Here is a 26,962-nt window from a genome sequence, read left to right as displayed (position 1 = left end):
AAATGCTGGAGAGGACGGCCGCACGGCCGTTGGTTCTGAAGCCCTTCCATCACTCGTTTTGGATTGCCGGCCTGGGGCTGATCGTTTTCGTCGCCTGCGTGCTCGGCATCCTGAGCCGTCCGGTCGGCATGCTCGCTTCAATCTGGCCGGCCAACGCCATCCTTCTTGGCCTTCTCGTCAGAAATCCTGCGCTGGCGTCCCCGGCCGGTTGGTCTTCAGCCGCCTTGGCCTATGTGCTCGCCGATGTCGCTACAGGATCGGACCTGACGCAGGCGATCTCGCTGAATGCCGCCAACATGGTCGGCGTCATCATCGGCTACGCGCTTTTCGCGAGGCTTTCCAGCGAACATCGGCATCTGCGCCGGGCGCTGTCGGTGCTTCACATGTTTGTCAACGCCTCGCTCGCTGCGATCGGTGCTGCCATCGTGGGGGCCGCTGCCGTGCACGTTGCGTTCGGCGCGCCGCTGTCGGAGGCTTTTGTCGCCTGGCTGACGACTGAACTTGTCAATTACGTGGTTATCCTGCCCGTCTTCCTGGCAGCGCCGATCTTCAGCGATGGTTCGCGCGCTGGCGCCGCGTCGATCGCGGCTTCCGCAAGGGCAGGCAGCCCCTGGCCGCTGGTTGCCTTGCTCGTCTCGTGCGCCGCGGCGCTTGTGATCGGCGGGCCCGGCGCCTTCGCCTTTCCGGTGCCGGCACTTCTGTGGTGCGCCCTGACCTATGGGTTGTTTTCCGTGACGGTGTTGACAGCGATCGTCGGCGTGCTGACGCAGATCGCCGTGGCATCAGGAGCGCTGCATCTCGGTGTCAGCGCCTTTGCCGAGGCGACGCTCACATCGACGCGGCTGGGGACGACGCTTCTGGCGCTCTGTCCCCTGACAGTTGCCAGCGTCGACGCTGCTCGGCGGGCCCTGATCGGGCGTTTGTCCCATGCGGTCGACTACGATTTTCTCACGCAATGCCTGGCGCGCTCCGCGTTCATGTCCCGGGCCGCTGCGCTGGTGGCGGCACCCGCTGCGCGCCGAAGCGGTACGGTCGTGATGATGCTCGATATCGATCGCTTCAAGGCGATCAACGATACCTACGGCCATGCCGTGGGAGACCGGGTGCTGACCGCGGTCGCCCGCACGGTGCGCGCAACGCTCCGCAGCGATGATCTCTTTGGCCGGCTCGGCGGCGAGGAATTCGCCGTCGTGCTTGCCCGGCAGTCCCCTGCCGACGCGCTCAAGGTCGCCGAGCGGTTGCTCGAGGCGGTGCGTGCGCTGGAGCTCGACCTGGAGCAGGATGGCAAACTCTCGGTGACGATCAGCATCGGAGCCGCCGAGGTTTCAACCGGCGAAGCCGGGCTAGACCGGCTGCTCCTGGCTGCGGATCGAGCCCTTTACCAGGCAAAGGATGCTGGCCGCGATCGCGTTCGCTGTGCCCTGCCGGTCCACGCATGACGTGCGGTCAACCAAGGCCTTGGCATTCACCTAACGTGAAGAGCCGATACCGGGCATGAAAATGCCCGGTATCGGCGTCGCTGCCCCTCAACGATTGTTGAGTTCCGATCGAACCAGCCGCAAGCCATGTTCCGTGATCCGGTAGGGCTTGCCGCCGGAAGACGCGATCGCCTTCTTGCGCTTCAGCTTGCGGAAAAGCCCAAGGTCAAAGCCGGGATAGACCCAGCCATCGCGGGTGAAGCACCGGATCTCGGTGATCGCCTTGTCTTCGCGGGTGATTTCGATGCGGCCGCCCTGGGCCAAATGGTGAAGAATGCGCTGTTCTGCGCGCGAGATGTCCATTGTCTGAATGTTCCGGAATAGCGTTCGGAAGAACGCAGGAAAACGTTCCGCAAATCTTTGGATAGCGGGGTGACGTTTCCGGCCCGTGCGCGCAATCAAAGGGGATTACGCGGACGGGCTTTACCGGGACTCAGGCGAAGAACGGAACATAAAAACTCCAATAGAACGGTGACTTCCTAAAAGACCGTCGCCCGCGCGTCAAGGTGTCACTGCAACGCCAAGGTGCCGATGGCGGCCAGTGCCACCTGAAAGACGATGATCAGCGCGAGGTGCGTACGAAAGGGTTCCTTGCGCGTCTTGTGCCGGAAGATATGGCGCGCCGTCATCGCTCCCGGGCTGCCGCCGAAAAAGGCGACCGTCAGCAGGGTCCGTTCGCTGATGCGCCGCCGGCCGAAGCGCGCCGCTCGCTTGTCGTACCAGAACAGCCCGAAGGCAGTCAGGTTGACGAGAATTGCGAACGCGAGGAGGGCAGGGCCGATGGACATGAGCGAAGTCTTGCCGATAGGCGCTAAACGGTGGTTAAGAGACGCATGCGGTTCGCATGAGATTGCAGATGGCGCCTCTGAGCCGCCGAACAACTTGCACCGGCGGACCAATTGTTCTACCGAGAAACCAAGAATTCAGGCTTCAAAGAAGAGCATGATATGAGCATCGTCGACGTCCGCACCCCTGATCCGAAACGCTTCATCCCCGGCGCCACCGGCGACTGGGAAGTCATCATCGGCATGGAAGTCCATGCCCAGGTGCTCTCCAATTCGAAGCTGTTCTCGGGCGCATCGACGGAGTTCGGCAACGCACCGAACGCCAACGTTTCGCTGGTCGATGCCGCCATGCCCGGCATGCTGCCTGTCATCAACGAGGAATGCGTGAAGCAGGCGGTGCGCACCGGTCTCGGCCTTAAGGCCCAGATCAACAACCGCTCGATCTTCGACCGCAAGAACTATTTCTACCCGGACCTGCCGCAGGGCTACCAGATTTCCCAGTTCAAGGATCCGATTGTCGGCGAAGGCAAGATCATCATCTCGATCGGCCCCGACCGCCAGGGCCAGTTCGAGGATGTCGAGATCGGCATCGAGCGTCTGCATCTGGAACAGGACGCCGGCAAGTCGATGCACGACCAGCATCCGTCGATGTCCTATGTCGACCTCAACCGCTCGGGCGTCGCGCTGATGGAGATTGTCTCCAAGCCGGACATGCGCTCCTCGGACGAGGCCAAGGCCTATATGACGAAGCTGCGCTCGATCGTGCGCTACCTCGGCACCTGCGACGGCAACATGGACGAAGGCTCCATGCGCGCCGACGTCAACGTTTCCGTGCGTCGTCCGGGCGAGGGCTTCGGCACGCGTTGCGAAATCAAGAACGTCAATTCGATCCGCTTCATTGGCCAAGCGATCGAGTATGAGGCACGCCGCCAGATCGGCATCCTCGAGGACGGTGGCAGCATCGACCAGGAGACCCGCCTGTTCGATCCGAACAAGGGCGAGACCCGTTCGATGCGCTCCAAGGAAGATGCGCACGACTATCGCTATTTCCCGGATCCGGATCTGCTGCCGCTCGAATTCGACGACGCTTTCGTCGAGGCGCTGAAGGCGACCCTTCCGGAACTGCCCGACGACAAGAAGGACCGCTTCGTGCGCGACCTCGGTCTCTCGGTCTATGACGCCTCGGTGCTCGTCTCCGAAAAGTCGATCGCCGACTATTTCGAAGCGGTTGCCGAAGGCCGCGACGGCAAGATTGCCGCCAACTGGGTCATCAACGACCTGCTGGGCGCCTTGAACAAGGCCGGCAAAGCCATTGAAGAGACTCCGGTTTCCCCGGCCCAGCTCGGCGGCATCATCGACCTCATCAGGGCCGAAACCATCTCCGGCAAGATCGCCAAGGATCTCTTCGAGATCATCTGGAACGAGGGCGGCGACCCGGCCGAGATCGTCGAATCCCGCGGCATGAAGCAGGTGACCGACACCGGCGCCATCGAGAAGGCCGTCGACGAGATCATCGCCGCCAACCCGGATCAGGTTGCCAAGGTTCAGGCCAAGCCTTCGCTTGCCGGCTGGTTCGTCGGCCAGGTGATGAAGGCGACCGGCGGCAAGGCCAACCCGCAGGCCGTACAGGCGCTGGTGAAGGCCAAGCTTGGCATCGAGGAGTAACGATGTTCTTCGTGCGCACGGCAAGCGAGCGCGATCTGGACAAGGTTCGCGCCCTGCTGATCGAGACGTGGCACGCGACCTATGACACCTTCTACGGTGTCGAGAAGGTCAACGAACTGACGGAGCGCTGGCATTCCCTGCCGGCGCTCAAAGCCCGGCTCGCGCGCAAGAATGCCGAGTTCCTGGTGGCCGACGATGGGCGGCAGCTCGGCGGCATGGGCTATGCGGCGATGTCTGATACGCAGGCCAAGACGGTCGTGCTGCATCAGCTCTATGTCCTTCCGAAGTTTCAGCGGCAGGGCGTCGGACGCGATATTTTCGCCGAACTCGAAACCTGCTTCCCGGACGCCGAACGGATGCGTGTCGAAGTCGAGCCGCAGAACCTGCACGCGCTCACCTTCTATCGGGCGCATGGTTTTGCCGAGGTCGGCCAGGTGAGCAACTGCGGCGACGATCAGTCCGGCCTGCCGGCCATCGTTCTGGAAAAACCGCTCCTCGGCTGACGCATGTCGTGCAAAAGTGTGTCGCGGTTCCGTGGCAGCGGCATGCGTAGGTACGAGAGCTTAAAGCCCGGCGTGTGTACCTTTTTCACGCGGCGGGCTTTGGGCGAGTGGCTCGGTTGCCTGAAGTCTTGCATGTCTGTGGATAACCTCGGAAGGTGCGACGCCGTCATCGCGCCGTCACCTCTCGGTGTTTGATGCGCAGCCGACGAACGATGTCAGCGGGGAAACCATGGACGCGACAATAGATCTCCTGATCCGCAAAGCCGAACGCGAAGACCTTGCCGCGATCGTAGCGATCTTTGCCGGGGATCCGCTCGGCGGCCATGGCGACACGACCGATCCGGAGGCCTTTGGCGACTATGTCGCCGCTTTCGAGAAGATCGCTCTCTCGCCGCTGCAGACGCTCTATGTGGCGGTGCTCTCAGGCGAGATCGTCGGTACGTTTCAGACGGCGCTGCACACATCGCTGTCGGGGCGCGGCAGCTCCAGCCTGATTGTCGAAGCGGTCCAGACCCGCGAGGATATGCGCGGCCGCCGGATTGGCGAACGCATGATGCGCCATGCGATCGCCGAGGCGCGGGAGAGGGGCGCCAAGAAGGTGCAGCTCAGCTCCAACGCCGTGCGCACCGACGCGCACCGCTTCTACGAGCGGCTGGGCTTCACACGCAGCCATTTCGGCTTTCGCATGCCGTTGAAATGACGGCCTTTGCCTCGGAATCACTGGACAAGCCATGAGCGGCGGGGCATAAGCGGGGACATTGTATTGGTATCTGGCCGCCTTCCCAACGGCCGGTCAAGGACGGCATCGATGAAGCTCCTGCTGCAGATTTTCACCTGGTGGAACGAACAGACGATCGGAACGCGCTTTCACACGTGGCGCCACGGCCAGCGCGTCGGTCAGGACGAGCTCGGCAATGTCTATTATCAGGGCGGCAAGGACTCCGAAGGCCGCACCCGCCGCTGGGTGATCTACAACGGCTATGCCGAAGCCTCCGCCATTCCGGCCGGCTGGCACGGCTGGATGCATCACCGGACCGACGTTTCGCCGGCCGATGAAAAGTACACGCCGCGCGAATGGCAGAAGCCGCATCGCGCCAATCCGACCGGAACGGCCAACGCTTATCGTCCCCAGGGTTCGATCGCTGCCACCGGAAAGCGTCCGCGCGTGACCGGCGACTACGACGCCTGGACGCCGGGCTCCTGAATAATCTGTTCTCAGTGACGACGACGGACCGCGGATAGGTTCCTCGATCATGGCGCGGCCACATTTGATGGTTAGCGCCTGATATCCATCGATGAAGAACAGGGTACGCGGGAGACAGGCGACAATGGCAGGTTCTGATCTGCGCAAGGCAATCGGCCAAGGAACACGGCGCTTGGGCTTGTCCCTGCTTGCCGCCTTGCCGCTGGTCGCATCTGCGGAAGCCGTTGACGCAGCCCGCCTCTCGAACGCCGTTGCCGTCTTCTCCGGCATCGACAAGATCACCGGCCGGATCACCACTTTCGACGTCTACATTGGCGAAACCGTGCAATTCGGCGCCCTTCAGGTCACGCCGCGCGTCTGCTACAGCCGTGACGATACGGAAGCGCAGAAGATCACGACCTTCGTCGAGGTCGAGGAAATCACGCTCGACCGCAAGATTCGCCGCATCTTCACCGGCTGGATGTTTGCCGACAGCCCGGGCCTGAATGCCGTCGAGCACCCGGTCTATGACGTCTGGCTGCAATCCTGCAAGGCGACCTCGGACCTGCCGCCGCCAGACACCGCGCAGAAGCGCTGAGCGGCGGGACGTATTCCCATTATCTCAAGGAAATAAGAAACCGGCCTGGTTAGAAGGCGAGGTCCGGCGACGACATCGCGTCCGCCAGCATGACCTCGTACTCCGCCTTCGGTACGTCGACGGCGCCGAACGACTTCAGGTGCTCGGTCGTGAACTGGGTATCGAGCAGTTCGAAGCCGCGCGCCTTCAGCCGCTCGACCAAGTGCACGAGGCAGATCTTCGAGGCGTCGGTGCGCCTGGAGAACATGCTTTCGCCGAAGAAGGCGGAGCCGAGCGAAACGCCATAGAGCCCCCCGACCAGTTGATCGCCTTCCCAGGCCTCCACGCTGTGCGCATAACCCATCGCGTGCAGCGTCGCGTAGAGTGTGCGGATCTTGTTGTTGATCCAGGTCGTCGGACGATCGGGAGCAGGGGCCGCACAACCGTCCATGACCGCTTCGAAGGCGGTGTTGAAGCGTATGTCGAAGCGGTTTCGGCGGATGGTCTTGGCAAGGCTCCGCGAGACATGGAAGCCTGCAAGCGGGATGACCCCGCGGATTTCCGGCTCGACCCAGAAGAGCTCCGGGTCATCGGCCGAATCGGCCATCGGGAAGAGGCCGATCGAATAGGCGCGCAGCAGCATGTCCGGTGTAATATCGGGCTGCTTGCTGCGCGTCCCTTTCAACGTCTGGTCCTTACTCGGACGTGGCGGCCAGATGCTTCTCCAGCCAGTGGATGTCGTAGTCGCCGTTGGCAATGTCCTGATTATTGATCAGGTCCTGGAACAGCGGAAGCGTCGTCTTGATGCCGTCGATGACAAATTCGTCAAGCACGCGCCGCAGGCGCATCATGCACTCGACGCGGGTGCGGCCGTGCACGATCAGCTTGCCGATCAGGCTGTCGTAGTAAGGCGGGATCCGGTAGCCCTGATAGGCACCCGAATCGACGCGTACGCCGAGGCCGCCCGGCGCATGGAAGTGCGTAATCGTGCCCGGGGAGGGGACGAAGGTGCGCGGATCTTCGGCATTGATGCGGCACTCGATGGCGTGGCCGGAAAACACGATGTCTTCCTGCTTGACCGACAGACCGCCGCCGGAGGCGACGCGGATCTGCTCGTGCACGAGGTCGATGCCGGTGATCGCTTCGGTGATCGGATGCTCGACCTGCAGACGGGTGTTCATTTCGATGAAATAGAACTCGCCGTTCTCGTAGAGGAACTCGATCGTGCCGGCGCCGCGATACTTCAGCTTCTTCATGGCGTCGGCGCAGATCTGGCCGATCTTCATGCGCTGGTCGACGTTGAGCGCCGGGGAGTTTGCTTCTTCCCAGACCTTCTGGTGACGGCGCTGCAGCGAGCAATCGCGCTCACCGAGATGCACCGCATTGCCGGCACCGTCGCCGACGATCTGGATCTCGATGTGGCGCGGCTTGCCGAGGTACTTTTCCATGTAGACCGCGTCGTTGCCGAAGGCGGCAAGCGCTTCGGCGCGGGCAGTCGATACGGCTTCCTCGAGGTCGGCCTCGGAGCGGGCGACCTTCATGCCGCGGCCGCCGCCGCCGGCGGTCGCCTTGATGAGCACCGGGAAGCCGATCTTGCGGGCGACTTCGAGCGCGTTTTCGGGCTTCACTTCGCCGTCGGAGCCCGGAACGACCGGGATGCCGAGTTCCTGCGCCGTCTTCTTGGCGGTGATCTTGTCGCCCATGATGCGGATGTGTTCCGCCGTCGGGCCGATGAAGGTGATGTCGTGTGCATCGAGGATGTCGGCGAACTTGGCGTTTTCCGACAGGAAGCCGTAGCCCGGATGCACGGCGTCGGCACCGGTGATTTCGCAGGCGGCGACGATCTGGTGAATGTTCAGATAGCTATCGCGCGAGGGCGGCGGGCCGATGCAGACGCTCTCGTCGGCGAGCCGCACATGCATGGCGTCGGCGTCGGCCGTGGAGTGCACAGCGACCGTGGCGATGCCGAGTTCCTTGCAGGCACGAAGCACGCGAAGGGCGATTTCGCCGCGATTGGCAATGAGAATTTTCGAGATCATCGCCGCGCCGCCTTATTCGATTACGATCAGCGGTTCGCCATATTCGACGGGGGCTGCGTCCTGGACGAAGATTTCGGTGACCTTGCCCGAGCGCGGCGCCGGGATCTGGTTCATGGTCTTCATGGCTTCGATGATCAGGATCGTCTGGCCTTCCTTGACCGTGGCGCCGACTTCAACGAAGGGGCGGGCGCCCGGCGCCGGCGAAAGATAGGCGGTACCGACCATCGGTGCGGTTACGGCGTTCTTCGACGCGCGGCCGTTCTCGGCAGCAGGCGCGGCGACGGCGTTGGCCGGAGCGGCAGCTGCGGCCGGCATCTGGTAGGCCGGCATCTGCGGCATGGCCATCGGCATCGCAACCGGCGTGCCGTTGCGCGAGACGCGAATGCGCAGGTCGTCCTGCTCGACCTCGATCTCGGTCAGATCGGTGTCCTTGAGAATGTTGGCGAGATCGCGGATCAGCGCCTGGTCGATGCCTGGTTTCTTGTCAGCCATGGAATATGAGCCTCTTAATGTTCTTCTTATTTCGACGGATTTGTCAGGTTCTTTAGCGCATGCAGCGCAAGAATGTAACTCTGTGCGCCGAAACCGCAGATAACGCCTTTGACAGCCGGCGCGATCATCGACTTGTGGCGGAATTCCTCGCGCGCATGGATGTTTGAAAGGTGCAGTTCGACGACCGGAATGCCGATGGCACGGATGGCGTCGTGAAGTGCGATCGACGTGTGGCCATAGGCGGCCGGGTTGATCGCCACGCCGGCGGCAACGCTGCCAGCTTCGTGCAGCCAATCGACCAGCGTTCCTTCATGGTTCGACTGGCGGAAATCGACGTCGAAGCCGAGCGTCTTGCCTTCCGTCTTGCACATGGCCTCGATGTCGGCCAGCGTCTGGCCGCCATAAATACCCGGTTCGCGCTTGCCCAGCGCATTCAGGTTGGGGCCGTTCAGCACGAAAATAGTCGATGGCATAAGGGGTTCCGGTCCGGTCATGGAGGGTTACCTATAGACTGATGGTCCCGCGAGGAAAAGCCCTTTGGGCCCCCGCGGGATTTGTCCACAGTCATGGGAAGCGTTGTCAGCAGGCGGTCTTGCCGCATTCGCGCATATTGGCGACCTTGCCCTCGATCTCTTCGGAGCCGACAGCCCCGAAGACGGCCTCGTTGCCGATGACGTAAGAGGGGGTGCCGGTGATGCCGAGCTCGTTGGCAAGGCTGTAGGCCTCGCGCACGGCTGCGTCATGCGGTTCCTTTTCCATCTTGGCGCGCAGATCCTTCTCGGAAACGCCGAGCTTGGCGGCGACCGCAAGCGCTGTCTCCTCCGTGGCGCGGTCTTCTCCGCCGAGCAGCGCGCGGTGGAAGTCGCCGTACTTCTCCGGCGCGACCAGGCGGAAGGCGGCGCTCACCTTGTGGGCGGCCAGCGAATCCGGACCGAGAATCGGCAGTTCCTTCAGCACGAAGCGGACGTTCTTGTCCTTGGCGAGGATATCGTCCATGTCGGAAAGGGCGCGTTTGCAGTAGCCGCAATTGTAGTCGTAGAACTCGACGACGGTGACGTCGCCCTTGGGGTTGCCGAGCACCATGTCGTAGTCGGAGTTGAAGATCGCCGTCTTGTTTTCGGTGATCGCGCTTTCCGCCGCTTCCTGCTGCTTGGCGCGCTGTTTCGTCGTCAGCGCCTCCTGCACTTCGAGCATGATCTCGGGATTGGCGATCAGGTATTCCTTGATGAAGGCGCCGATTTCTTCCTTCTGCTTCGCGTCGAGCGCGAGTGCGCTCTGCGGCAGGCTGACCCCGGCCACGAGCGCTGCGAGCGTTCCGGCGGCAATCATCTTGGTGCTGAAATTCATTTCTACCTCGTTGTCCTTGCGTGTCCCGTGTGTCGTCCATCTCGTGTCGCCGGGTCAACCGACTGTTCTTGATGACAACAGGATTCCTCGTATCCGCAATATGCCGGCAGCATAGGGTGGGTGCCGCGGAAACGAAACGGCAAAATCGGCGGAAATACGGCACTCGCGGACTTGTGAAGGTCATTTTCATCGGGCAAAGGGCTGGGTAACCGCCGCACATCGAGGATTTTCCGTTGGTAGATTTGTCTAAACGCAGTGCCGTCGAGCCCTTCCACGCGATGGACGTGCTGGCCGAGGCGACCCGCCGCCGGGATGCCGGCCATCCCGTCATTTCGATGGCCGTCGGCCAGCCGGCGCATCCCGCGCCGAAGGCGGCGCTGGAAGCGGCGCGCAAGGCGCTTGAGCATGGCCGGCTCGGCTACACGGACGCGCTCGGCACGCTCTCGTTGCGCACCGCCATCGCCCGCCACTACGGGAAACGGCACGGCATCGCCCTTGATCCGCAGCGGGTCGCGGTCACCACCGGATCGTCTGCCGGCTTCAACCTTGCTTTCCTGGCCCTCTTCGATCCCGGCGACTGCGTCGCGATCGCGCGGCCGGGCTATCCGGCCTATCGCAACATTCTGGCGGCGCTCGGCCTGACGGTCGTCGAGGTTGAGGCCAACGCCGAGACCGGTTTCACGCTGACGCCGGAAAGTCTTTCGCGCGCCGCTGCGAAATTAGGCCGGCCGCTGAAGGGTGTATTGCTGGCGAGCCCGGCCAACCCGACCGGCACGGTGACGTGCAGGGCGGGACTGAAGGCCCTGGCCGACTATTGCCGGGCAGAGAAGATCGCCTTCATCTCCGACGAGATTTATCACGGGCTGACCTTTGCCGGCGAGGAGGCAAGCGCGCTGGAGGTCACCGACGAGGTGATCGTCATCAACTCCTTCTCGAAATACTATTGCATGACCGGCTGGCGGATCGGCTGGATGGTGCTGCCGGCCGACAAGGTCCGTGGCTTCGAGCGCATCGCCCAGAGCCTTTACATCTCGCCACCGGAACTGTCGCAGATCGCCGCCGAAGCAGCACTCGACGCGCATGAGGAACTCGACCGCTACAAGGCGGCCTATGCGGCCAATCGGGACATGCTTCTGAAGCGCTTGCCGGAAATCGGCTTCTCCATCGCCTCGCCGATGGATGGCGCCTTCTACGCCTATGCCGACGTCAGCCGCTTCACCAATGACAGCATGGCCTTTGCCAAACGGATGCTCGCCGAGATCAACGTTGCGGCAACCCCGGGCTTCGATTTCGATCCGCTGGAGGGACATCGCACCATGCGCTTTTCCTATGCCGGCGCCGAGGCCGACATGGTCGAGGCCATGGACAGGGTCGCGCGCTGGCTCGCGTGACCGTCTGAACAAACGGGCAGGGGGAAAAGTCCCTTTTGTCATCCGCTCAAAGGAAAAGGCCCGGATCGCCCCGGGCCTTTCGTGTTTTCAGACTTTGGCGCTTGCCGCGCGGCTTCTTAGAAGAAGCCGCGGCGCTGCCACCAGCCGCCCTTTTTCGGCTTGCCAGGCTCTTCCTCTTCGGGCTTCGTCGCGCTCGACGTCACCACCGGTTCGGAAGCGATCTTCGAGAGGTCGCGGTTCGCGCGCACCGGCTTGGCTTCGGCAAGATCGGTCGCTGCCTCTTCCACTGCTTCGATGGCCGTGTCGGCAACCGCGGGCTGGTCTTCGATCGCTGCCTGGGCAACTTCGTCGACACTCACCGCCGGTTCTTCAGCCTTGACGGCCTTCTTGCGGGTGCGCTTCGGCTTGGCGGGCTTTACGTCCGCCACTTCGGCTTCCTCGGCAACCACAGCCGTTTCCGCGACGGCGACAGCCACTTCGACCTCGGCTGCAGCGGCCGGGGCCTCTACGGCTTCGGCTTCTTCTGCGCCATCGTCGCCGGCTTCCGCATCGCCATCGGCATCGAGTTGGCCTTCACCTTCGCCTTCCGGACGATTGCGGCGGCCACCGCGCTTGCCGCGGCGGCGGCGCTTGCGCTTCTGATCGCCATCGGCGGTCGTGGCTTCGGCGTCTACGCCCTCGTCGTCTCCTTCGTCCTCATCGGAACCGTCTTCGGCATCACCTGCCGATTCGGAGACCTGGAGAGCGCCACCCTCGGCCTGCTGGCCACCCTTGCCGCGACGGCGGCGACGGCGCTTGCGCTTGCGGCCGCTCTGGTCGTCCGACTGCGCGGCGGCCTTCGGCTGTTCCTGGCGCTGCTCGCCGGCGATTTCTTCTGCTTCTTCCTCGTCGAGATCCTCTTCGATCACGACGTCGTCTTCTTCCTCTTCCGGCTCGAAATGCAGCAACTGTTCGATCTTGACCGGGTTTTCGACCGGCTCGCCGCGATCGATCGCGAAGTGCTGCGCGCCGACATGGGCGTCAGCCTCGATGATGATCGAGACGCCGAAACGGGCTTCGTAGTCCATGATCGTGCCGCGCTTCTGGTTGAGCAGGTAGAGCGCGATATCCGGGATCGTGCGCACGGTGATGTCGTGCGTCGTGTTCTTGAGCAGGTATTCCTCGATGCCGCGCAGCACATGCAGGGCGACGGAGGACTGCGAGCGAACGTGACCCGTGCCGTTGCAATGCGGGCAGGTCTGCATCGTCGATTCGAGCACCGAGGCCCGAATGCGCTGGCGCGACATTTCGAGCAGGCCGAAATGCGAGATGCGGCCGACCTGGATGCGGGCGCGGTCGTTCTTCAGGCAGTCCTTCAGCTTCTTCTCGACGGAGCGGTTGTTGCGCTTCTCTTCCATGTCGATGAAGTCGATGACGACGAGGCCGGCAAGGTCGCGCAGGCGCAGCTGGCGTGCCACTTCTTCCGCCGCTTCCAGGTTCGTCTGGAGTGCGGTGTCTTCGATCGAGTGCTCGCGCGTCGAACGGCCGGAGTTGACGTCGATCGAAACCAGGGCTTCGGTCTGGTTGATGATGATATAGCCACCGGACTTCAGCGTTACTTGCGGCTGCAGCATGCGGTCGAGCTGCGCTTCGATGCCGGAGCGCGAGAAGATCGGATGCACGTCGCGGTAAGGCTGAACCACCTTGGCGTGGCTCGGCATCAGCATCTTCATGAAGCCCTTGGCTTCCTTGTAGCCTTCCTCACCGGAAACGATGATCTCGCTGATGTCCTTGTTGTAGAGATCGCGGATCGAGCGCTTGATCAGGCTGCCTTCCTCATAGACAAGGCAGGGGGCCGTGGAGTTCAGCGTCAGCGTGCGGACGTTTTCCCACAGGCGCATCAGATATTCGAAGTCGCGCTTGATCTCGACCTTGGTGCGGTTGGCACCGGCGGTGCGCAGGATCACGCCCATGCCCTGCGGTACTTCGAGGCCGCGGGCGATTTCCTTCAGGCGCTTGCGGTCCTGCAGGTTGGTGATCTTGCGGGAGATGCCGCCGCCGCGCGCGGTGTTCGGCATCAGCACCGAGTAGCGACCGGCGAGCGACAGGTATGTAGTGAGTGCCGCGCCCTTGTTGCCGCGCTCTTCCTTGGCGACCTGAACGAGCAGGATCTGGCGGCGCTTGATCACTTCCTGGATGCGGTACTGCTTGCGCGGCTTGCGGACCTGGCGATCCGGAACCTCTTCCATCGCGTCTTCGGCGCCGACGGATTCGATGATTTCCTTTTCGCCGTCGTGGCTGTCGTCGTCGTCATCGTCGTCGTCATGGCGGCGGCGGCTGTCGACATCCTCGGAAATCGCGTCGGTGTCGACCATGGCAGCCATTTCGCCGCCATTGCTCTCGTCGCCCTCGGGGGAGGCGGCTGCCGCTTCTTCCGCGGCCTTCGCCTTGGTCTTGCGGACGCGCTTCGGCTTCGCCTTCGGCTTTTCGGCCGGCGCTTCCTCTTCGACGGCGACGGCCTCTACGAGGGGCGTCTCGACTTCTGTCTCCGTGGTCTCCGCTACGACCTCAAGGTCGACGGGAACGGAAAGTTCGCTTGCCGGAGCGGGGGCGGTCTCGACATGCTCGATGTCGTCATCGCGGCGCGCTTCTTCGGCCTCGGCCTTCAAGAGCGCCTGACGGTCGGCGAGCGGGATCTGGTAGTAGTCGGGGTGGATTTCGGCGAAAGCCAGGAACCCGTGGCGGTTGCCGCCGTAATCGACGAAGGCGGCCTGGAGCGAGGGCTCCACCCGGGTGACCTTCGCCAGATAGATATTGCCGCGGATCTGCTTTTTGTGTTCCGACTCGAAGTCGAACTCTTCTATGCGGTTCCCGCGAACGACAACGACGCGCGTCTCTTCGGAATGAGACGCATCGATAAGCATTTTCTCTGCCATCTAAGCTGTGCTCCTCGGCGCGCCAGCGGAACGGGAGACAGACCTGCTTCCTTGGGAAGACTGCCAAACACGTCGGAAGGTGCGCCGGATATGAAAGTTCCTGTTTGGCGCAGGCGATGGTGCAGCAGCCAGACGACAGCCGGAACATGTCTGTCCCGGGGCCGCGCTACTTCTGACCGATACTGCTGAGTCAACATCAATGACCAAACAAGAATGCCAATGTCCAAGGTCTCATGAAGACCCGATGAATGCGCCCGCTTGCGGGCGTCGGTGAAAAATCACCATCAAGAACTCCGGCCACCGCCGGAAATTTGCGATCCAGTGTACGGGGAGGAAATGCAGCGACGGCGGATGAACACCTTGCGACCGCGGAAATGCGAACTGTTAACCGGTCAATCCGGTTCGATCGCACCCTAGCGCCAAGCTTTGGAGAAGCTCCGGCTGCCCGGTCGACTGTTCTATCCCGTCAACACTTTCTCCTTGTGACGCTTTTATGTTTTCTATGTCACATTGGCAAGGGAAAAGCCCGTGCCGCCACAATAATGATCGATTCGCTTGTCCACGTGCAGTAGGTCGATAAACGGTAAATCGATTGTGCCGGCGGGCAGGCGAAGATGATCATTGTCAAGCATTGGTTAACCATGAGGGTTCATTGATCAACCTGTGCGTCCAGTGGCTGTGCGTCGGCTGCTGGTTGGTTTTCTGAGAAAGTGGCGGAGAGCCCAAGGTGAGGCCTTTGGCGGTTTGTATGCGTGGTTCGCTGTTGTCGTTGTTGCGCCTGAACAGGCGCCTGCTCGGGGCGTCGCTTCTGGCTGGCGGCCTGCTTATGGCCGTTCCCGCTGCTCAGGCAGCCGATCAGGGTCCATTGCTGGCCTTCGGCGCGCGCGTTGCGGGAGACGATGCGCGGACGCGCGTCGTTGTCGAGTTCGACCGCAAGCCCGATTTTTCCCTTCACTACGTCTCCGACCCAGTACGGGTCGTGGTCGACCTGCCGGAGACGGCCTTCGGCCTGAAGACGGACAGCCTTGAGCCGCGCGGCCTGTTTGATGCCATCCGCTACGGCGGCATGGGAGCGGGCAGTTCCCGCATCGTCCTTTCTGCCAAAGGACCCGTCGCGGTAACCCATGCGGAAGTGATCGCGGAAGAGGGGGGCAAGGGCTACCGGCTGGTGCTCGATGCCGAGCGCGTCGACCAGGCGCGCTTCGATGCGCTTCTCGGCGAACAGCAGTGGACCGGATCGGTTGCCGCCGCCAAGACCGACAGGCCTGTTGCCGTCGCTCCCACCAGGGATGGCGGCCCGTTCATCATAGCAATCGATGCGGGCCATGGCGGCATCGATACCGGTGCGCTCGCCAGCGAAACGAAGACGGAGGAAAAGCACGTCACGCTTGCCTTCGCGAAGGACCTCGTCGAGGCCCTGAACAAGGGTGCCGGGATCGAGGCTTTTCTCACCCGCGACAAGGACGTCTTCCTCTCGCTGCCCCAGCGCGTGCAGATCGCCCGCAACAAGGGCGCCCATCTCTTCATCTCGCTGCATGCGGACGCGCTCCGCCAGAAGGACATCCGCGGCGCGACCGTCTACACGATATCCGACAAGGCATCCGACCATCTGGCCGCAAGCCTCGCCGCCCGCGAAAACCTGTCCGACGAAATCGCCGGCGTGCCGCTGCAGAGCGAGCCGGCGGAAGTGGCCGACATTTTGATCGATCTGACGCGCCGCGAAACCCAGGCCTTCTCCGTCAACATGGCGCGTGCCGTCGTCTCGTCCTTCGAGGGCCAGATCAATCTCATCAACAATCCGCACCGTTTCGCCGGCTTCCGGGTGCTGCAGGCACCGGACGTGCCGTCGATCCTGCTCGAACTGGGCTTCCTGTCGAACAAGGAGGACGAGAAGCTGCTGCTCGATCCGGAATGGCGCAAGAAGGTTTCCGAGCGCCTTGCGGTTGCGGTTCAGCGCTACCGAGAGCAGGCGGTCGCCAGCGGCGGATGACGCTTGAAGGCAGGCGCGGCGACGAAGTGATTTGTGTCGCCCCGGTAACAGCGCTATGGTTTTCAACGGGATGCGCACGTGATTATCGAAAAACAGCCCTATTTTACGCACAATCCGGGACGTAACCGGAATTGCGCCCGGATTTGTTGAGAAACGAGTTGAAGCCCGGAGTTCCCCGCCATATGAGGAGCCGGGCTGGCGGGGCGCTGCGATGCCAGGCGATTTCTTGCGAAAGAGTTTGGCCGGGCCGTCGCCATGCAGGCCGGCAGGACTGAGTATGGACTGTCAGTCGGGCGGTTCGGCAATTGGACGATAATTAAGGTACCGGTATCTGACTGATGATCAGGCTGATTGGATATTTCTTCGGGATTGGCGCGTTTCTGCTGCTTGGTGTGGCCGGAGCCGTGGCGCTCTATCTTGGTGTCGTCACCAAGGACCTGCCGGACTATGAGGTGCTGGCGAAGTACTCGCCGCCGGTGACCACGCGCTTCCACGCCGGCAACGGCGCGCTGATGGCGGAATACGCTCGCGAGCGGCGCCTTTATCTGCCGATCCAGGCCATTCCCGACCGCGTCAAGGCGGCCTTCATCTCGGCGGAAGACAAGAACTTCTACCAGCATCCGGGCGTCGACATCACCGGCCTGGCGCGCGCCATCGCGGTGAACCTGCAGAATTTCGGTTCCGGCCGTCGCCCGGTCGGCGCATCGACGATCACGCAGCAGGTGGCGAAGAACTTCCTGCTCTCGTCCGACCAGACGATCGACCGCAAGGTCAAGGAAGCGATCCTCTCCTTCCGCATCGAGCAGGCCTACAGCAAGGATCGCATTCTCGAACTCTACCTCAACGAGATCTTCTTTGGCCTGAACTCCTACGGCATCGCCGGCGCGGCGCTCACCTATTTCGACAAGTCGGTCACCGAGCTTACCATTGCCGAGACCGCCTATCTCGCGGCCCTTCCGAAGGGCCCGGCCAACTACCATCCGTTCCGCAAGACCGAAGCGGCGCTCGAGCGCCGCAACTGGGTGATCGACCGCATGGTCGAGAACGGCTACGTCACCAAGGCTGACGGCGAAGAGGCCAAGAAGCAGCCGCTCGGCGTCAACCCGCGCCGTGGCGGGGCGCATCTCTTCGCATCCGACTTCTTCGCCGAGGAAGTCCGCCGGCAGATCATCCAGAAATACGGCGACAACGCGCTCTATGAGGGCGGCCTGTCGGTCCGCACATCGCTCGATCCGCGCCTGCAGATCGCCGCGCGCAAGGCGCTGCAGGCGGGTCTCCTGAGCTACGACGAGCGCCGCGGCTTCCACGGTCCGGTCAAGTCGATCGAGATCGGTGGCGACTGGGGCGAGCCGCTGGGTGCCGTCGTTTCCTTCAGCGACGTGCCCGAATGGAAGCTCGCCGTCGTTCTCTCCGTCGACGCGCAAGGCGCCGAGATCGGCATCCAGCCGGAGAAGGAAGCCTCGGGCAAGATCGTCGCCGAGCGCGTCACCGGGCACATCTCCGCCAAGAACATGCAGTGGGCCTATCGTTCCGCCACCGGCGACCGCAAGTCGGCGAAGTCCCCGGAAGGCGTCTTCGGCGCCGGCGACGTCGTCTATGTCGAGCCGCTCGCCGAAAAGGGCGAGTACCGCCTGCGCCAGCCGCCTAAGGTTCAAGGCGGCCTCGTCGCCATGGACCCGCAGACCGGCCGCGTGCTGGCGATGGTCGGCGGCTTCTCCTATGGCCAGTCGGAATTCAACCGCGCGACGCAGGCGATGCGCCAGCCGGGCTCGTCCTTCAAGCCCTTCGTCTACGCCGCCGCACTCGACAACGGTTATACGCCGGCATCGGTCATTCTCGACGCGCCGATCGAAATCGTCGCGGGCGGCCAGGTCTGGCGCCCGGAAAACTACGGCGGCGGCTCAGCCGGTCCGTCGACGCTGCGCCTCGGCATCGAAAAGTCGCGCAACCTGATGACCGTCCGCCTTGCCAACGACATGGGCATGAACCTTGTTGCGGAATATGCCGAGCGCTTCGGCATCTACGACAAGATGCCGCCGCTCCTGGCGATGTCGCTGGGCTCGGGCGAGACGACGGTGCTGCGCATGGTCTCGGCCTATTCGGTGCTCGCCAACGGCGGCAAGCAGATCAAGCCGTCGCTGATCGACCGCATTCAGGACCGTTACGGCAAGACGATCTTCCGTCACGAGGACCGCACCTGCGACAACTGCAACGCCGGCGATTGGCAAAGCCAGGAAGAGCCGGTTCTGACCGACAATCGCGAGCAGGTTCTCGATCCGATGACCTCCTTCCAGATCACGTCGATGATGGAGGGCGTGGTGCTGCGCGGCACCGCTGCCGGCAAGATCAAGCTTGATCGCCCGGTCGCCGGCAAGACCGGCACCACCAACGACGAAAAGGATGCCTGGTTCGTCGGCTACACGCCGGACATGGTCGCTGGCCTCTACCTCGGCTTCGACAACCCGGCCCCGCTCGGCCGCGGCGCGACCGGCGGCAGCCTTGCGGTGCCGATTTTCAACGACTTCATGACTGAAGCAGTGAAGGGCACGCGCCCGAGCAAGTTCGTCGTCCCCGAAGGCATGAGCATGGTCGCCGTCAACCGCAAGACCGGCATGGCCGCCCAGGAAGGCGAGCCGGACACGATCATCGAGGCCTTCAAGCCTGGCACCGGGCCGGCCGACACCTTCTCGGTCATCGGCGGTCTCGATCAGTACGTGCCGCCGGAAGAGATCCTGAAGAACTCGCCGCAGGCAAACCAGGCGGTGACCTCCGGTTCCAACGGCCTGTTCTAAGCCTTTCCCTTCTCGCGATGCCCGCCGCCTTTACATCAGCGGCGGGCATCGCTATTTGACGCTCACCTTCATATCGGGTTCACAAGAAGCAGGATCATGCGCAGCGAAATCGAGAATATTGTCGACGAAATCAAGCAGGCCATAAGCCTGCTGAGGAGGCATCTTTGACTGGGATCAGGCGGTAAGACGACTGGACTGGTTGAACAACAAGGCGGAAGATCCGACCTTGTGGAACGATGCTTCGGAAGCACAGAAGCTGATGCGCGAGCGCCAGCAGCTTGACGACGGCATCAACGGCCTTCGCCGTTTCGAGCAACAGCTCAACGACAACATCGAACTCATCGAACTCGGTGAGGAAGAGGGCGACGCGGCGATCATCGCCGATGCCGAACAGGCGCTGCGCGATCTGCAGGCGGAAGCGGCCAAGAAGCAGGTCGAGGCCATGCTCTCGGGCGAGGCCGATCAGAACGACACCTATCTCGAAGTGCATTCGGGCGCCGGCGGCACGGAAAGCCAAGACTGGGCCAACATGCTTCTGCGCATGTACACCCGCTGGTCCGAGCGCCAGGGATACAAGGTCGAGCTTCTGGAAATCCAGGACGGCGAAGAGGCCGGCATCAAGTCCGCGACGTTGCTCGTCAAGGGCCACAATGCCTATGGCTGGTTGAAGACCGAATCGGGCGTGCATCGCCTTGTTCGCATTTCGCCCTATGACAGCAATGCGCGCCGTCACACCTCGTTCTCCTCTATCTGGGTCTATCCGGTCGTCGACGATTCGATCCAGATCGACATCAACGAGAGCGACTGCCGCATCGACACCTACCGGTCGTCGGGCGCCGGCGGCCAGCACGTCAACACGACGGACTCGGCGGTGCGCATCACGCACATCCCCTCGGGCATCGTCGTGCAGTGCCAGCAGGAACGCTCGCAGCACAAGAACCGGGCAAAGGCCTGGGACATGCTGCGCGCCCGCCTTTACGAAGCGGAGCTGAAAAAGCGGGAAGATGCCGCGAGTGCCGAAGCCGCGTCGAAGACCGACATCGGCTGGGGCCATCAGATCCGTTCCTACGTCCTGCAGCCCTACCAGCTGGTCAAGGATCTCAGAACGGGCGTCGAAAGCACGGCACCGGGCGACGTTCTCGACGGCGAACTCAACGAGTTCATGGAAGCAGCGCTTGCGCACCGCGTCAGCGGTGGCGCGGATGCCGTCGTCGATGATCTGAACTGAGGCCGCGGCGGTCTGAGGAACTGGAAATTCGAAGGGCCGGGTGTTCGCATCCGGCCCTTTCTTCGTTCAGTTGGAGGCGCGCTCGATCTTGATGTCGCCGAGATCATCGATGAGCACGGTCCAGCTTTCAGGCTCGCGCGCGGCCGGGTCGGTCTTCAGATAGACGGTCGCAAACATGCCCGGCTGTGCGGTAACGCCGGTCGAGGTCTCGGGACGGATGTCGGTGACATAGGCCTTGAGCGCGGAGAACTCTTCGAGTTCTGCCGACGAAATCACCACGGGTCCGGCCGATGTGGCTTCGACCTGCTGCAGATGGATCTGGGCGGTTCCGTCAGCCTGGCGGAGCGCGATCAGCTTGTAGTAGCCGCGCCGGGCATCGCCCGGCTTTTCTGTGGCTGCGTTAGGATCGAGTGATGAAAGCGGCTCCCCGCTTTCCTCCCAGTAGCCGGTGCTCGTCACGAAGGTCGCCTCAGGCGGCACGATGTTGGCGTCCTGAGCCTTGGCGCCGGCACTGCTGAAAAACAGGAGCAGCGCGAGGAGGGCGGGTCTGTGCATTGGGCGTCGTCCTTGAGGCGGCGGCTCGGCTGCCGTTTGCTGCGGGTGGCGGAAACCTGGCCGGGTGGATGATAACATAGGTCGCGCCGAGACCTGCGCTCAGTTCGAAAACTGCTCGGCCAGGATGCGGTCCGACCAGGAATGATCGGGATCGGACAGAATGCGCGCCGTCATGTTTTCCGATTCGGCGATCCGAACCTTCACCACCGACTTGACCTCCTGATGGTCCGCCACCGCATTGACCGGCCGCTTGTCGGCCTCGAGGATCTCGATCTCGACGGTCACATGGTTCGGCAAGAGCGCTCCGCGCCAACGGCGTGGACGGAAGGCGCTGACCGGCGTCAAGGCGAGAAGCGGTGCCTCAAGCGGCAGGATCGGCCCGTGGGCGGAGAGATTGTAGGCGGTGGATCCGGCGGGGGTGGCGACCAGCAACCCGTCGCAGGTCAGTTCCTCGAGTCTTGTCTTTCCGTCGATCAGGACGCGCAGCTTTGCGGCCTGGTAGGATTGGCGGAAGAGATAGACTTCGTTGATGGCAAGTGCCGTGAAGCTTTCGCCATAGACGTCGGTCGTCTGCATCTCCAGCGGATGGAATGCGTTCTCGACCGCCTGGCAGATCCGGTCTGCCAGGTTCTCGGTGCTGTAGCGGTTCATCAGGAACCCGACTGAGCCACGGTTCATGCCATAGACCAGCTTGCCGCTGTTCATGGTCTGATGCAGCGTCTGCAGCATGAAGCCGTCGCCGCCGAGGGCGACGATCACATCGGCCTTTGCCGGGTCATGGTCGCCATAGATCGCCTTGAGATCAGCCGCAGCCTTTTGCGCCTCCTCTGCAGACGAGGCGAGGAAGGCGAAGGAATTGAACGTTCGGGCCATGAACTCTAGTCCGTTCGATGCGTTGCTTGCCGCTTACGGCGATCTCTCATCATCGTTTCTGGCATGGCGTGCAACCGAACGCATCTGAAAAATTGGGAGAATTCGCAATTTTGCTTTACACCGCACGAGATTATGGTAACTCCGACCGAAGCAAGTGCCCTTATAGCTCAGTTGGTAGAGCGGCTGATTTGTAATCAGTAGGTCGGGAGTTCGAGTCTCTCTGGGGGCACCATTTCACTTCCTTTACATTGATTTTGCCGTGTTTTTGGCGAGTGTTTCTCGCGCCGGGATTTGAGCTGCCGGGGCAACTCGCGGGTTTGCCTCGCCGCCGATGCGCCCATCGGTGCAAATCATCCAGTCAATCACGCATCGCTAAGATCACCATAAATACAGGCGTGCCGACCAGGGTCCCGATGATGGAAAACAGCGGCCCGTAGATCAGCGCGCTGAGGGGTATCATCGAAGTACATTCCTGAATGCCGTCCTTCAGGCAGTTGTACGATCCGCCCTGGAAAATGCCGTAGACGGGCAGAAACAGCCCCGCGACGAGCAGGCTGACAACGAATGCCAGGATGGCAGAGACGATCAGGGTTCCAAGAGTCCTCATATTGCTGGCATATAGACAACTCCTGGTTCCGGCCAGCCCCGATTGCCACGCGAGGTCGGCGGGCCCGAACAAGCATTCTGTTTCCGAAGAAAGGTCATGGCGATCAAACGCTTCTCCTCCGCAACGTCTACAAGCACCTTGTGCGAGTGCCCGCAGTTGCTGCCGATCAGATCGGTTGCCGCTCTGCTTTGCGGTCTCGTCGCGCTTGTCGCCGGTTCCGCCGGTTCTCAGGACGGATCCGATTGGGCCGAAGTGAGTTCAGGCGCCACCGACGTCCCCGGTGTGGGAGCGGTCCACTATTCCGTCGGGTACAGCAGCATCGGGTATGATCACTTTCGTTCGGAGATCGTGGTGCAATGGCGCGACGGCACCGATCGGACGCAAACGATCTACGACGGCATTTACGATCGGCCTCCCGCAAAGGTCTGGGGCATTTACGGCTATCTCTGCGTTTCGATGGAGGCTTGCGCGCGATACGAGGATGCCTGCACTGCGCAGACGATCGCCTATCGCTATGATGCCGCGGCCAAGTCCTTTGCGGAGCTTGCAATCGGCGAGGGGCTCTGCCGTCGATAAACGTGCGGAGCCGCCCGCCCGAGGACGGATTCAAGGGGCGGCGTAGCCGGCCTTTCTCTCCGCGGGTCGGCAAAGCGCAGCCGGACCTTCGTCGGATCTCGATTGAACGGTGATTCGGTTCAGTTCTGGCTTATCGTGCTGATGGCCTGCCGCTGCTGACCGGAAAAGTCGCAGTGCTGCGGCATCAGATCTCGAATGACGGCCCCAGGCGAACCGGAACCTCCCGGCATTTCTGCAGGGCGTTGAGCAGGTTTTCGGCGAGATAGTCGATCAGCGCCCGGGTCGCCGGCAGCATGCCTTGACGCGACGGGAAGACGAGATGGACGACGACGTCGTTCGAGGTCCATTCCGGCAGCACCGGTGCCAGGACACCGGCGCGGAAGGCGCGCTCGCAGATATGATCGGGCAAAAGCGCAACCCCCATGCCTTCAATCGCCGCGCGTTCGAGAATCAGGAAGTCGCTGCAGCCGACGATCGGACGGTGGGAGATTTCCGTCGTGTTGCCATCGGCCGAAACCAACCTCCAGACGTCGGTCGGGTGCTGTTCGTTCATCGACAGCGTCGCCTGCTGGCTGAGGTTGTCGATGGTGATCTCGCCCGAGCGGGCAAGGAAGGTCGGGCTGGCGGCAAGCCGCTCGCGCACCTCGCCGAACTTGCGGATGATCAATTGGTTGTCGGTATCGAGCTGGCCGCGGGCACGCAGCGCCACGTCGACACGCTCCTCGATCAGATCGATGCGGCGGTTGGTGGCGGTGATCAGCAGGCGTACGCCGGGGTAGCGGCGGTGAAATGCCGGCAGGATATCGGCGAGCATGGGGGTGAAGCCGAGCGGGCAGGCGAGCCTGACCGTGCCAGATGGTTCGGCGCGAACGGCGGCAATTTCGGCTTCGGCGGCGGCTACGCCGTCAAGCAGCGCCTGGCAATGTTCATAGAATACCCGACCGATGTCGGTGACGCGCAGCTTGCGGGTCGAGCGCTCCAGCAGTCTTACGCCGAGTTGCTCCTCGAGGCGGGCCACATGTTTGCTCAGCTTGGATTTTGGTATATTGAGGTCGCGCGCGGCGGCGCTGAAGCCGTTGTTTCGCACGACGGCGGCAAAAAGGCCGAGATCGTTCAGATCCTGCATTGTCCTGTCTCCGAGGTCCGGATGTTTGCCCGATTGTTTCCCTCTGGAAACAGTATGTCAAATATCCGCTGGCTTATCGGGTCATTGTTTTCCCCTCATATGTGGATCACCGCAACGCAAACACAAAGGTGTTCCCATGAACGTTCTTCATATCGATTCCGGTATCCTTGGCGATCACTCGGTTTCCCGCCGCCTGACGGCCGCTCTCGCTGCTCAGGTCAAGGCTGACCGCCCGGATGCCACCGTGACCTATCGCGATCTCGCCGCCAGCTCGCTCCCGCACCTGACCGGCGCCCAGATCATGGCTCCTGCCGATCTCGAAGGTGTAGACGCTGCCCTTGCCGCCGACGTCAAGCTCGGCCGCGACATGCTCGAAGAATTCCTGGCAGCTGACACGGTCATCATCGGCGCCCCGATGTACAACTTCGGCATCCCGAGCCAGCTGAAGGCCTGGATCGACCGCATCGCCGTCTCCGGCAAGACGTTCCGCTACACCGAGAACGGTCCGGAAGGCCTTGCCAAGGACAAGAAGATCATCGTCGCCTCGACCCGTGGCGGCCATTACTCCGCCGGTCCGGCTGCCGTCATGGATCACCAGGAATCCTACCTGAAGACGGTCTTCGGTTTCCTCGGCGTCACCGATGTCGAATTCGTTCGTGCCGAAGGCCTCAACCTCAGCGCCGACTCCAAGCAGTTCGCGATCGCCGAGGCCGAAAAGACCATCGCGGATGGCAGCGTCCTTCGCCTGGCGAGCTAGTACATAAGTTCAGCGGGTCACCGAGGTGATCCGGTGGAGGGGCTTAACGCCCTGCGTGCGGACGGTGCCGGTTGCGAATGCAGCCGGCATTGTCCGTTTTGGGATTTCACAATCTGCTTTATAATGCAGTCATGATGAACCGGCGGACACTTCTGTTGGGCATGATCGCCACGGTGGCTGCGTTGCTCGCCGCCGACCTTGCGCGCGCGCACAATTGCACGTGCCGAAACCGCGACGGTTCGAAATATCAGCTCGGACAGATCGCCTGCCTAAGGGTCGACGGCAACGTCTATATGGCGCGCTGCGAAATGAACCTCAATGTCTCCACCTGGAAGAAGCTGAGTGACGGCTGCCCGACGGCGGCGCGCAGCGGCGCGGCGCTCACCGTACGCTGAGCAAAATCCCGATCGTGAGCACGCCGGGCTCATTGCCGAGAGAGGGCTTCGTGGCGCGATCAGCGCTTCAGATGCTGGCGTGCCGCATACATGGCGATCGCCGCCGCGTTCGACACGTTCAGCGACTTGATCGCGCCGGGCATGTCGAGCCGGGCAAGGTCGTTCACGATCGTCCGGGTCTTTTGCCGCAGCCCCTTGCCCTCGGAGCCGAGAACGAGCGCGATCTTCTCGCCGCTGAACGTTCCTTCCAGCGGCTGCGGTCCTTCCGAATCGAGCCCGATCGACTGGAAGCCCAGCCGATGCAGTTCCTCGATCGTATCGGCAAGGTTGGTGATCTGGATGTAGGGGATCATTTCCAGCGCGCCGGAAGCCGACTTGGCAAGCACGCCCGATTCGGTCGGGCTGTGGCGCATGGTGGTGATCAACGCTCCGGCGTCGAAGGCGACCGCCGAGCGCATGATCGCGCCGACATTGTGCGGGTCGGTTACTTGATCGAGCACCAGAATCAGCGGGCAGTCGCGTAGCGCTTCGAGCCTGCGATGCGGCAGCGGCCGCGTTTCGAGCATGACGCCCTGGTGGATCGCATCGGGTCCGAGAACCTTGTCCAGATCCTGCGGCGAAACGGTTTCGACCGGGAAGGGAAGGGCAGAAAGCTCGCCGAGTTCCAACCTTGCCGCCGCATTCTGCGTGACGCTGAGCCGAATGATCTGGCGCGCCGGATTGTCGAGTGCCGCCCGCACGGTGTGCAGGCCATAGAGCAGCACCTGCTCGGGCGCCAACTGTGGAGCCTTCCAGTCGGCGGGCGCCTTGCGGCGTTTGTCCTGCTTCGGTGTCGGGATTTCGCCGCGTTCGCGCTTGGCGTCGCGGTGCGCGCGCCGCAGGTTGGCGTAATGGGTGTCCTTGGCGCTCTTGTCGCCGGTGCGATCTTTGCTCATGCGCGTCTTATAGAGAGGTTGCATGTCCGGCGAAACGCTTTTCCGCACGAGGCGTAAAATTGCGGCTGTGGAGAAAATCGGAATTTTTGCACCAAGCCGTGTTGACAGGACGAAACGGGGCAGTCATATACCCGGCCACAGATCGAGAGCGGCAACGACAAGTCGCTGGTTGTCTCACGATCTCAATTGCTTGGTCGAAAGATCCCGACAGAATAATGGAGGGATGCCCGAGTGGTTAAAGGGGACGGACTGTAAATCCGTTGGCTCAGCCTACGTTGGTTCAAATCCAACTCCCTCCACCATTCTGCTTCTGGATCGAAGGCCCGCGGGTATAGCTCAATGGTAGAGCAGCAGCCTTCCAAGCTGAATACGCGGGTTCGATTCCCGCTACCCGCTCCAGCAGCGGCTTTCTTCTCCCTATCAGATTAAAGCAATCGGTCAACGCTCCGCGCTAAGCATTTGATTGTCTTGGCGCGCAGGCGAATCGCAAGTCGATTCTGCCCGTTCTTGCAGCGGCGCGTGGCGCGACTTATATATCGGCAGGAAAAGGCCAGCGGCGGCCGGTCCGGGCGCGCGCAATTAAGTCTTGCGCAAATCCCCTGAAACCCTTAAACGGCTCCACAAACCGGCCCTGCCGGCTGATCATTATTCATACTTGACCACAGGAAACGTACCCATGGCAAAGAGCAAATTTGAGCGCAACAAGCCGCACGTTAACATTGGCACGATTGGCCACGTTGACCATGGCAAGAC

General features: G+C 62.4%; 26 protein-coding genes, 3 tRNA genes and 1 pseudogene. 17 read left to right on the top strand and 13 right to left on the bottom strand.

Annotated elements, in window-relative coordinates; all coding sequences use genetic code 11:
* Positions 1–2 precede the first annotated feature (2 nt).
* A complete protein-coding gene (locus tag C1A35_RS18130) occupies positions 3–1,439 on the top strand; it encodes a GGDEF domain-containing protein (protein WP_104665675.1) in 1,437 nt (478 codons plus the stop codon).
* 87 nt (positions 1,440–1,526) lie between these two features.
* On the opposite strand, the gene C1A35_RS18125 is transcribed toward C1A35_RS18130, so the two are convergent.
* Both C1A35_RS18125 and C1A35_RS18120 read right to left on the bottom strand, forming a co-directional pair.
* On the bottom strand, positions 1,527–1,781 hold the full coding sequence (locus C1A35_RS18125) for a YjhX family toxin (RefSeq protein ID WP_104665674.1): 255 nt from the start codon (positions 1,779–1,781) through the stop codon (positions 1,527–1,529).
* 206 nt (positions 1,782–1,987) lie between these two features.
* Positions 1,988–2,266 carry a DUF1294 domain-containing protein gene (locus tag C1A35_RS18120; protein ID WP_104665673.1) on the bottom strand — a complete coding sequence of 93 codons (279 nt, stop codon included), beginning with the start codon at positions 2,264–2,266 and terminating at the stop codon, positions 1,988–1,990.
* A gap of 159 nt (positions 2,267–2,425) precedes the next feature.
* On the opposite strand from C1A35_RS18120, the gene gatB reads away from it, so the two are divergent.
* The 5 genes from gatB (at position 2,426) to C1A35_RS18095 (ending at position 6,212) form a co-directional block, all read left to right on the top strand.
* Positions 2,426–3,928 carry an Asp-tRNA(Asn)/Glu-tRNA(Gln) amidotransferase subunit GatB gene (gene gatB, locus C1A35_RS18115; protein ID WP_104665900.1) on the top strand — a complete coding sequence of 501 codons (1,503 nt, stop codon included), beginning with the start codon at positions 2,426–2,428 and terminating at the stop codon, positions 3,926–3,928.
* Positions 3,929–3,930: 2 nt separating this feature from the next.
* Positions 3,931–4,431, top strand: a complete 501-nt coding sequence (locus tag C1A35_RS18110) for a GNAT family N-acetyltransferase (RefSeq protein WP_104665672.1) — start codon at positions 3,931–3,933, stop codon at positions 4,429–4,431.
* Between the two features lie 229 nt (positions 4,432–4,660).
* Positions 4,661–5,131, top strand: coding sequence for a GNAT family N-acetyltransferase (locus C1A35_RS18105; protein WP_104665899.1), 471 nt, complete (start codon positions 4,661–4,663; stop codon positions 5,129–5,131).
* Positions 5,132–5,239: 108 nt separating this feature from the next.
* The gene (locus tag C1A35_RS18100) at positions 5,240–5,635 is read left to right on the top strand and encodes an NADH:ubiquinone oxidoreductase subunit NDUFA12 (RefSeq protein WP_104665671.1); all 396 of its coding nucleotides are present in this window, start codon (positions 5,240–5,242) and stop codon (positions 5,633–5,635) included.
* A 124-nt stretch (positions 5,636–5,759) separates the two neighbouring features.
* On the top strand, positions 5,760–6,212 hold the full coding sequence (locus C1A35_RS18095) for a DUF2155 domain-containing protein (RefSeq protein WP_034795441.1): 453 nt from the start codon (positions 5,760–5,762) through the stop codon (positions 6,210–6,212).
* 49 nt (positions 6,213–6,261) lie between these two features.
* Here C1A35_RS18095 and aat read toward each other — a convergent pair whose 3' ends face one another.
* The 5 genes from aat to C1A35_RS18070 form a co-directional block, all read right to left on the bottom strand.
* A complete protein-coding gene (gene aat, locus C1A35_RS18090) occupies positions 6,262–6,876 on the bottom strand; it encodes a leucyl/phenylalanyl-tRNA--protein transferase (protein ID WP_104665670.1) in 615 nt (204 codons plus the stop codon).
* A gap of 10 nt (positions 6,877–6,886) precedes the next feature.
* Positions 6,887–8,230, bottom strand: coding sequence for an acetyl-CoA carboxylase biotin carboxylase subunit (accC, locus tag C1A35_RS18085; RefSeq protein ID WP_104665669.1), 1,344 nt, complete (start codon positions 8,228–8,230; stop codon positions 6,887–6,889).
* A 12-nt stretch (positions 8,231–8,242) separates the two neighbouring features.
* Positions 8,243–8,722: an acetyl-CoA carboxylase biotin carboxyl carrier protein gene (accB, locus tag C1A35_RS18080; RefSeq protein WP_104665668.1), complete on the bottom strand. Its 480-nt coding sequence runs from the start codon at positions 8,720–8,722 to the stop codon at positions 8,243–8,245.
* A 26-nt stretch (positions 8,723–8,748) separates the two neighbouring features.
* Positions 8,749–9,195, bottom strand: a complete 447-nt coding sequence (gene aroQ / locus C1A35_RS18075; RefSeq protein WP_104665667.1) for a type II 3-dehydroquinate dehydratase — start codon at positions 9,193–9,195, stop codon at positions 8,749–8,751.
* Between the two features lie 106 nt (positions 9,196–9,301).
* Positions 9,302–10,069 (bottom strand): DsbA family protein, encoded by a 768-nt coding sequence (locus tag C1A35_RS18070; protein ID WP_104665666.1) that lies wholly within the window; start codon positions 10,067–10,069, stop codon positions 9,302–9,304.
* 233 nt (positions 10,070–10,302) lie between these two features.
* On the opposite strand from C1A35_RS18070, the gene C1A35_RS18065 reads away from it, so the two are divergent.
* Complete coding sequence (locus C1A35_RS18065; RefSeq protein WP_104665665.1) at positions 10,303–11,460, top strand: pyridoxal phosphate-dependent aminotransferase; 1,158 nt, start codon at positions 10,303–10,305, stop codon at positions 11,458–11,460.
* A gap of 116 nt (positions 11,461–11,576) precedes the next feature.
* Here the strand turns inward: C1A35_RS18065 and C1A35_RS18060 are convergent, their stop codons facing one another.
* Entirely contained in the window at positions 11,577–14,375 is a 2,799-nt protein-coding gene (locus tag C1A35_RS18060; RefSeq protein ID WP_104665664.1) for an Rne/Rng family ribonuclease, read from the bottom strand.
* Between the two features lie 748 nt (positions 14,376–15,123).
* On the opposite strand from C1A35_RS18060, the gene C1A35_RS18050 reads away from it, so the two are divergent.
* The 3 genes from C1A35_RS18050 to prfB all read left to right on the top strand — a co-directional run bounded on the left by C1A35_RS18050 (position 15,124) and on the right by prfB (position 20,385).
* Positions 15,124–16,365 (top strand): N-acetylmuramoyl-L-alanine amidase, encoded by a 1,242-nt coding sequence (locus C1A35_RS18050; RefSeq protein ID WP_104665663.1) that lies wholly within the window; start codon positions 15,124–15,126, stop codon positions 16,363–16,365.
* A 338-nt stretch (positions 16,366–16,703) separates the two neighbouring features.
* Positions 16,704–19,157, top strand: coding sequence for a penicillin-binding protein 1A (locus C1A35_RS18045; RefSeq protein ID WP_104665662.1), 2,454 nt, complete (start codon positions 16,704–16,706; stop codon positions 19,155–19,157).
* A gap of 96 nt (positions 19,158–19,253) precedes the next feature.
* Positions 19,254–20,385, top strand: a protein-coding gene (gene prfB / locus C1A35_RS18040) for a peptide chain release factor 2 (RefSeq protein WP_104665661.1) whose coding sequence is annotated in 2 segments (ribosomal slippage) — positions 19,254–19,322 and positions 19,324–20,385 — 1,131 coding nt in all. Because the reading frame shifts where the segments join, the coding sequence is not laid out codon by codon here.
* 66 nt (positions 20,386–20,451) lie between these two features.
* Here prfB and C1A35_RS18035 read toward each other — a convergent pair.
* The gene (locus C1A35_RS18035; RefSeq protein WP_104665660.1) at positions 20,452–20,940 is read right to left on the bottom strand and encodes a hypothetical protein; all 489 of its coding nucleotides are present in this window, start codon (positions 20,938–20,940) and stop codon (positions 20,452–20,454) included.
* 99 nt (positions 20,941–21,039) lie between these two features.
* Positions 21,040–21,813, bottom strand: a complete 774-nt coding sequence (locus tag C1A35_RS18030; RefSeq protein WP_104665659.1) for an NAD kinase — start codon at positions 21,811–21,813, stop codon at positions 21,040–21,042.
* Positions 21,814–21,969: 156 nt separating this feature from the next.
* On the opposite strand from C1A35_RS18030, the gene C1A35_RS18025 reads away from it, so the two are divergent.
* Positions 21,970–22,045, top strand: a tRNA-Thr gene (locus C1A35_RS18025).
* Between the two features lie 126 nt (positions 22,046–22,171).
* Here C1A35_RS18025 and C1A35_RS18020 read toward each other — a convergent pair.
* Complete coding sequence (locus C1A35_RS18020; protein WP_199772968.1) at positions 22,172–22,492, bottom strand: hypothetical protein; 321 nt, start codon at positions 22,490–22,492, stop codon at positions 22,172–22,174.
* A gap of 24 nt (positions 22,493–22,516) precedes the next feature.
* Here C1A35_RS18020 and C1A35_RS18015 point away from each other — a divergent pair, with 24 nt between their 5' ends.
* Entirely contained in the window at positions 22,517–22,996 is a 480-nt protein-coding gene (locus C1A35_RS18015) for a hypothetical protein (RefSeq protein ID WP_199772967.1), read from the top strand.
* A gap of 184 nt (positions 22,997–23,180) precedes the next feature.
* On the opposite strand, the gene C1A35_RS18010 is transcribed toward C1A35_RS18015, so the two are convergent.
* Positions 23,181–24,122, bottom strand: a complete 942-nt coding sequence (locus tag C1A35_RS18010; RefSeq protein ID WP_104665658.1) for a LysR family transcriptional regulator — start codon at positions 24,120–24,122, stop codon at positions 23,181–23,183.
* Positions 24,123–24,258: 136 nt separating this feature from the next.
* On the opposite strand from C1A35_RS18010, the gene C1A35_RS18005 reads away from it, so the two are divergent.
* Both C1A35_RS18005 and C1A35_RS18000 read left to right on the top strand, forming a co-directional pair.
* Positions 24,259–24,879 (top strand): FMN-dependent NADH-azoreductase, encoded by a 621-nt coding sequence (locus tag C1A35_RS18005; protein ID WP_104665657.1) that lies wholly within the window; start codon positions 24,259–24,261, stop codon positions 24,877–24,879.
* 134 nt (positions 24,880–25,013) lie between these two features.
* A complete protein-coding gene (locus tag C1A35_RS18000) occupies positions 25,014–25,274 on the top strand; it encodes a hypothetical protein (protein WP_440271540.1) in 261 nt (86 codons plus the stop codon).
* A 59-nt stretch (positions 25,275–25,333) separates the two neighbouring features.
* Here the strand turns inward: C1A35_RS18000 and C1A35_RS17995 are convergent, their stop codons facing one another.
* Positions 25,334–26,209 carry a TrmH family RNA methyltransferase gene (locus tag C1A35_RS17995; RefSeq protein WP_104665895.1) on the bottom strand — a complete coding sequence of 292 codons (876 nt, stop codon included), beginning with the start codon at positions 26,207–26,209 and terminating at the stop codon, positions 25,334–25,336.
* A gap of 217 nt (positions 26,210–26,426) precedes the next feature.
* On the opposite strand from C1A35_RS17995, the gene C1A35_RS17990 reads away from it, so the two are divergent.
* The 3 genes and pseudogenes from C1A35_RS17990 to C1A35_RS36400 all read left to right on the top strand — a co-directional run.
* A tRNA-Tyr gene (locus C1A35_RS17990) sits at positions 26,427–26,511 on the top strand.
* 23 nt (positions 26,512–26,534) lie between these two features.
* A tRNA-Gly gene (locus C1A35_RS17985) sits at positions 26,535–26,608 on the top strand.
* Positions 26,609–26,885: 277 nt separating this feature from the next.
* Positions 26,886–26,962, top strand: a pseudogene (locus C1A35_RS36400) (GTP-binding protein); the annotation flags it as partial.

This window comes from Ensifer adhaerens, from assembly GCF_002940685.1.
Classification (GTDB): Bacteria; Pseudomonadota; Alphaproteobacteria; order Rhizobiales; family Rhizobiaceae; genus Ensifer; species Ensifer adhaerens_E.
Note: the sequence above shows the minus strand (reverse complement) of the source record. Positions and strands in the feature narration are given on the sequence as shown.

Bases quoted from the DNA above. Each gene is read 5' to 3' on its own strand.
- C1A35_RS18130 (WP_104665675.1), top strand. From the start codon at position 3: ATGCTGGAGAGGACGGCCGCACGGCCGTTGGTTCTGAAGCCCTTCCAT.
- C1A35_RS18125 (WP_104665674.1), bottom strand. From the start codon at position 1,781: ATGGACATCTCGCGCGCAGAACAGCGCATTCTTCACCATTTGGCCCAG.
- C1A35_RS18120 (WP_104665673.1), bottom strand. From the start codon at position 2,266: ATGTCCATCGGCCCTGCCCTCCTCGCGTTCGCAATTCTCGTCAACCTG.
- gatB (WP_104665900.1), top strand. From the start codon at position 2,426: ATGAGCATCGTCGACGTCCGCACCCCTGATCCGAAACGCTTCATCCCC.
- C1A35_RS18110 (WP_104665672.1), top strand. From the start codon at position 3,931: ATGTTCTTCGTGCGCACGGCAAGCGAGCGCGATCTGGACAAGGTTCGC.
- C1A35_RS18105 (WP_104665899.1), top strand. From the start codon at position 4,661: ATGGACGCGACAATAGATCTCCTGATCCGCAAAGCCGAACGCGAAGAC.
- C1A35_RS18100 (WP_104665671.1), top strand. From the start codon at position 5,240: ATGAAGCTCCTGCTGCAGATTTTCACCTGGTGGAACGAACAGACGATC.
- C1A35_RS18095 (WP_034795441.1), top strand. From the start codon at position 5,760: ATGGCAGGTTCTGATCTGCGCAAGGCAATCGGCCAAGGAACACGGCGC.
- accC (WP_104665669.1), bottom strand. From the start codon at position 8,230: ATGATCTCGAAAATTCTCATTGCCAATCGCGGCGAAATCGCCCTTCGC.
- accB (WP_104665668.1), bottom strand. From the start codon at position 8,722: ATGGCTGACAAGAAACCAGGCATCGACCAGGCGCTGATCCGCGATCTC.
- aroQ (WP_104665667.1), bottom strand. From the start codon at position 9,195: ATGCCATCGACTATTTTCGTGCTGAACGGCCCCAACCTGAATGCGCTG.
- C1A35_RS18070 (WP_104665666.1), bottom strand. From the start codon at position 10,069: ATGAATTTCAGCACCAAGATGATTGCCGCCGGAACGCTCGCAGCGCTC.
- C1A35_RS18060 (WP_104665664.1), bottom strand. From the start codon at position 14,375: ATGGCAGAGAAAATGCTTATCGATGCGTCTCATTCCGAAGAGACGCGC.
- C1A35_RS18050 (WP_104665663.1), top strand. From the start codon at position 15,124: ATGCGTGGTTCGCTGTTGTCGTTGTTGCGCCTGAACAGGCGCCTGCTC.
- C1A35_RS18045 (WP_104665662.1), top strand. From the start codon at position 16,704: ATGATCAGGCTGATTGGATATTTCTTCGGGATTGGCGCGTTTCTGCTG.
- C1A35_RS18035 (WP_104665660.1), bottom strand. From the start codon at position 20,940: ATGCACAGACCCGCCCTCCTCGCGCTGCTCCTGTTTTTCAGCAGTGCC.
- C1A35_RS18030 (WP_104665659.1), bottom strand. From the start codon at position 21,813: ATGGCCCGAACGTTCAATTCCTTCGCCTTCCTCGCCTCGTCTGCAGAG.
- C1A35_RS18015 (WP_199772967.1), top strand. From the start codon at position 22,517: ATGGCGATCAAACGCTTCTCCTCCGCAACGTCTACAAGCACCTTGTGC.
- C1A35_RS18010 (WP_104665658.1), bottom strand. From the start codon at position 24,122: ATGCAGGATCTGAACGATCTCGGCCTTTTTGCCGCCGTCGTGCGAAAC.
- C1A35_RS18005 (WP_104665657.1), top strand. From the start codon at position 24,259: ATGAACGTTCTTCATATCGATTCCGGTATCCTTGGCGATCACTCGGTT.
- C1A35_RS18000 (WP_440271540.1), top strand. From the start codon at position 25,014: ATGAACCGGCGGACACTTCTGTTGGGCATGATCGCCACGGTGGCTGCG.
- C1A35_RS17995 (WP_104665895.1), bottom strand. From the start codon at position 26,209: ATGAGCAAAGATCGCACCGGCGACAAGAGCGCCAAGGACACCCATTAC.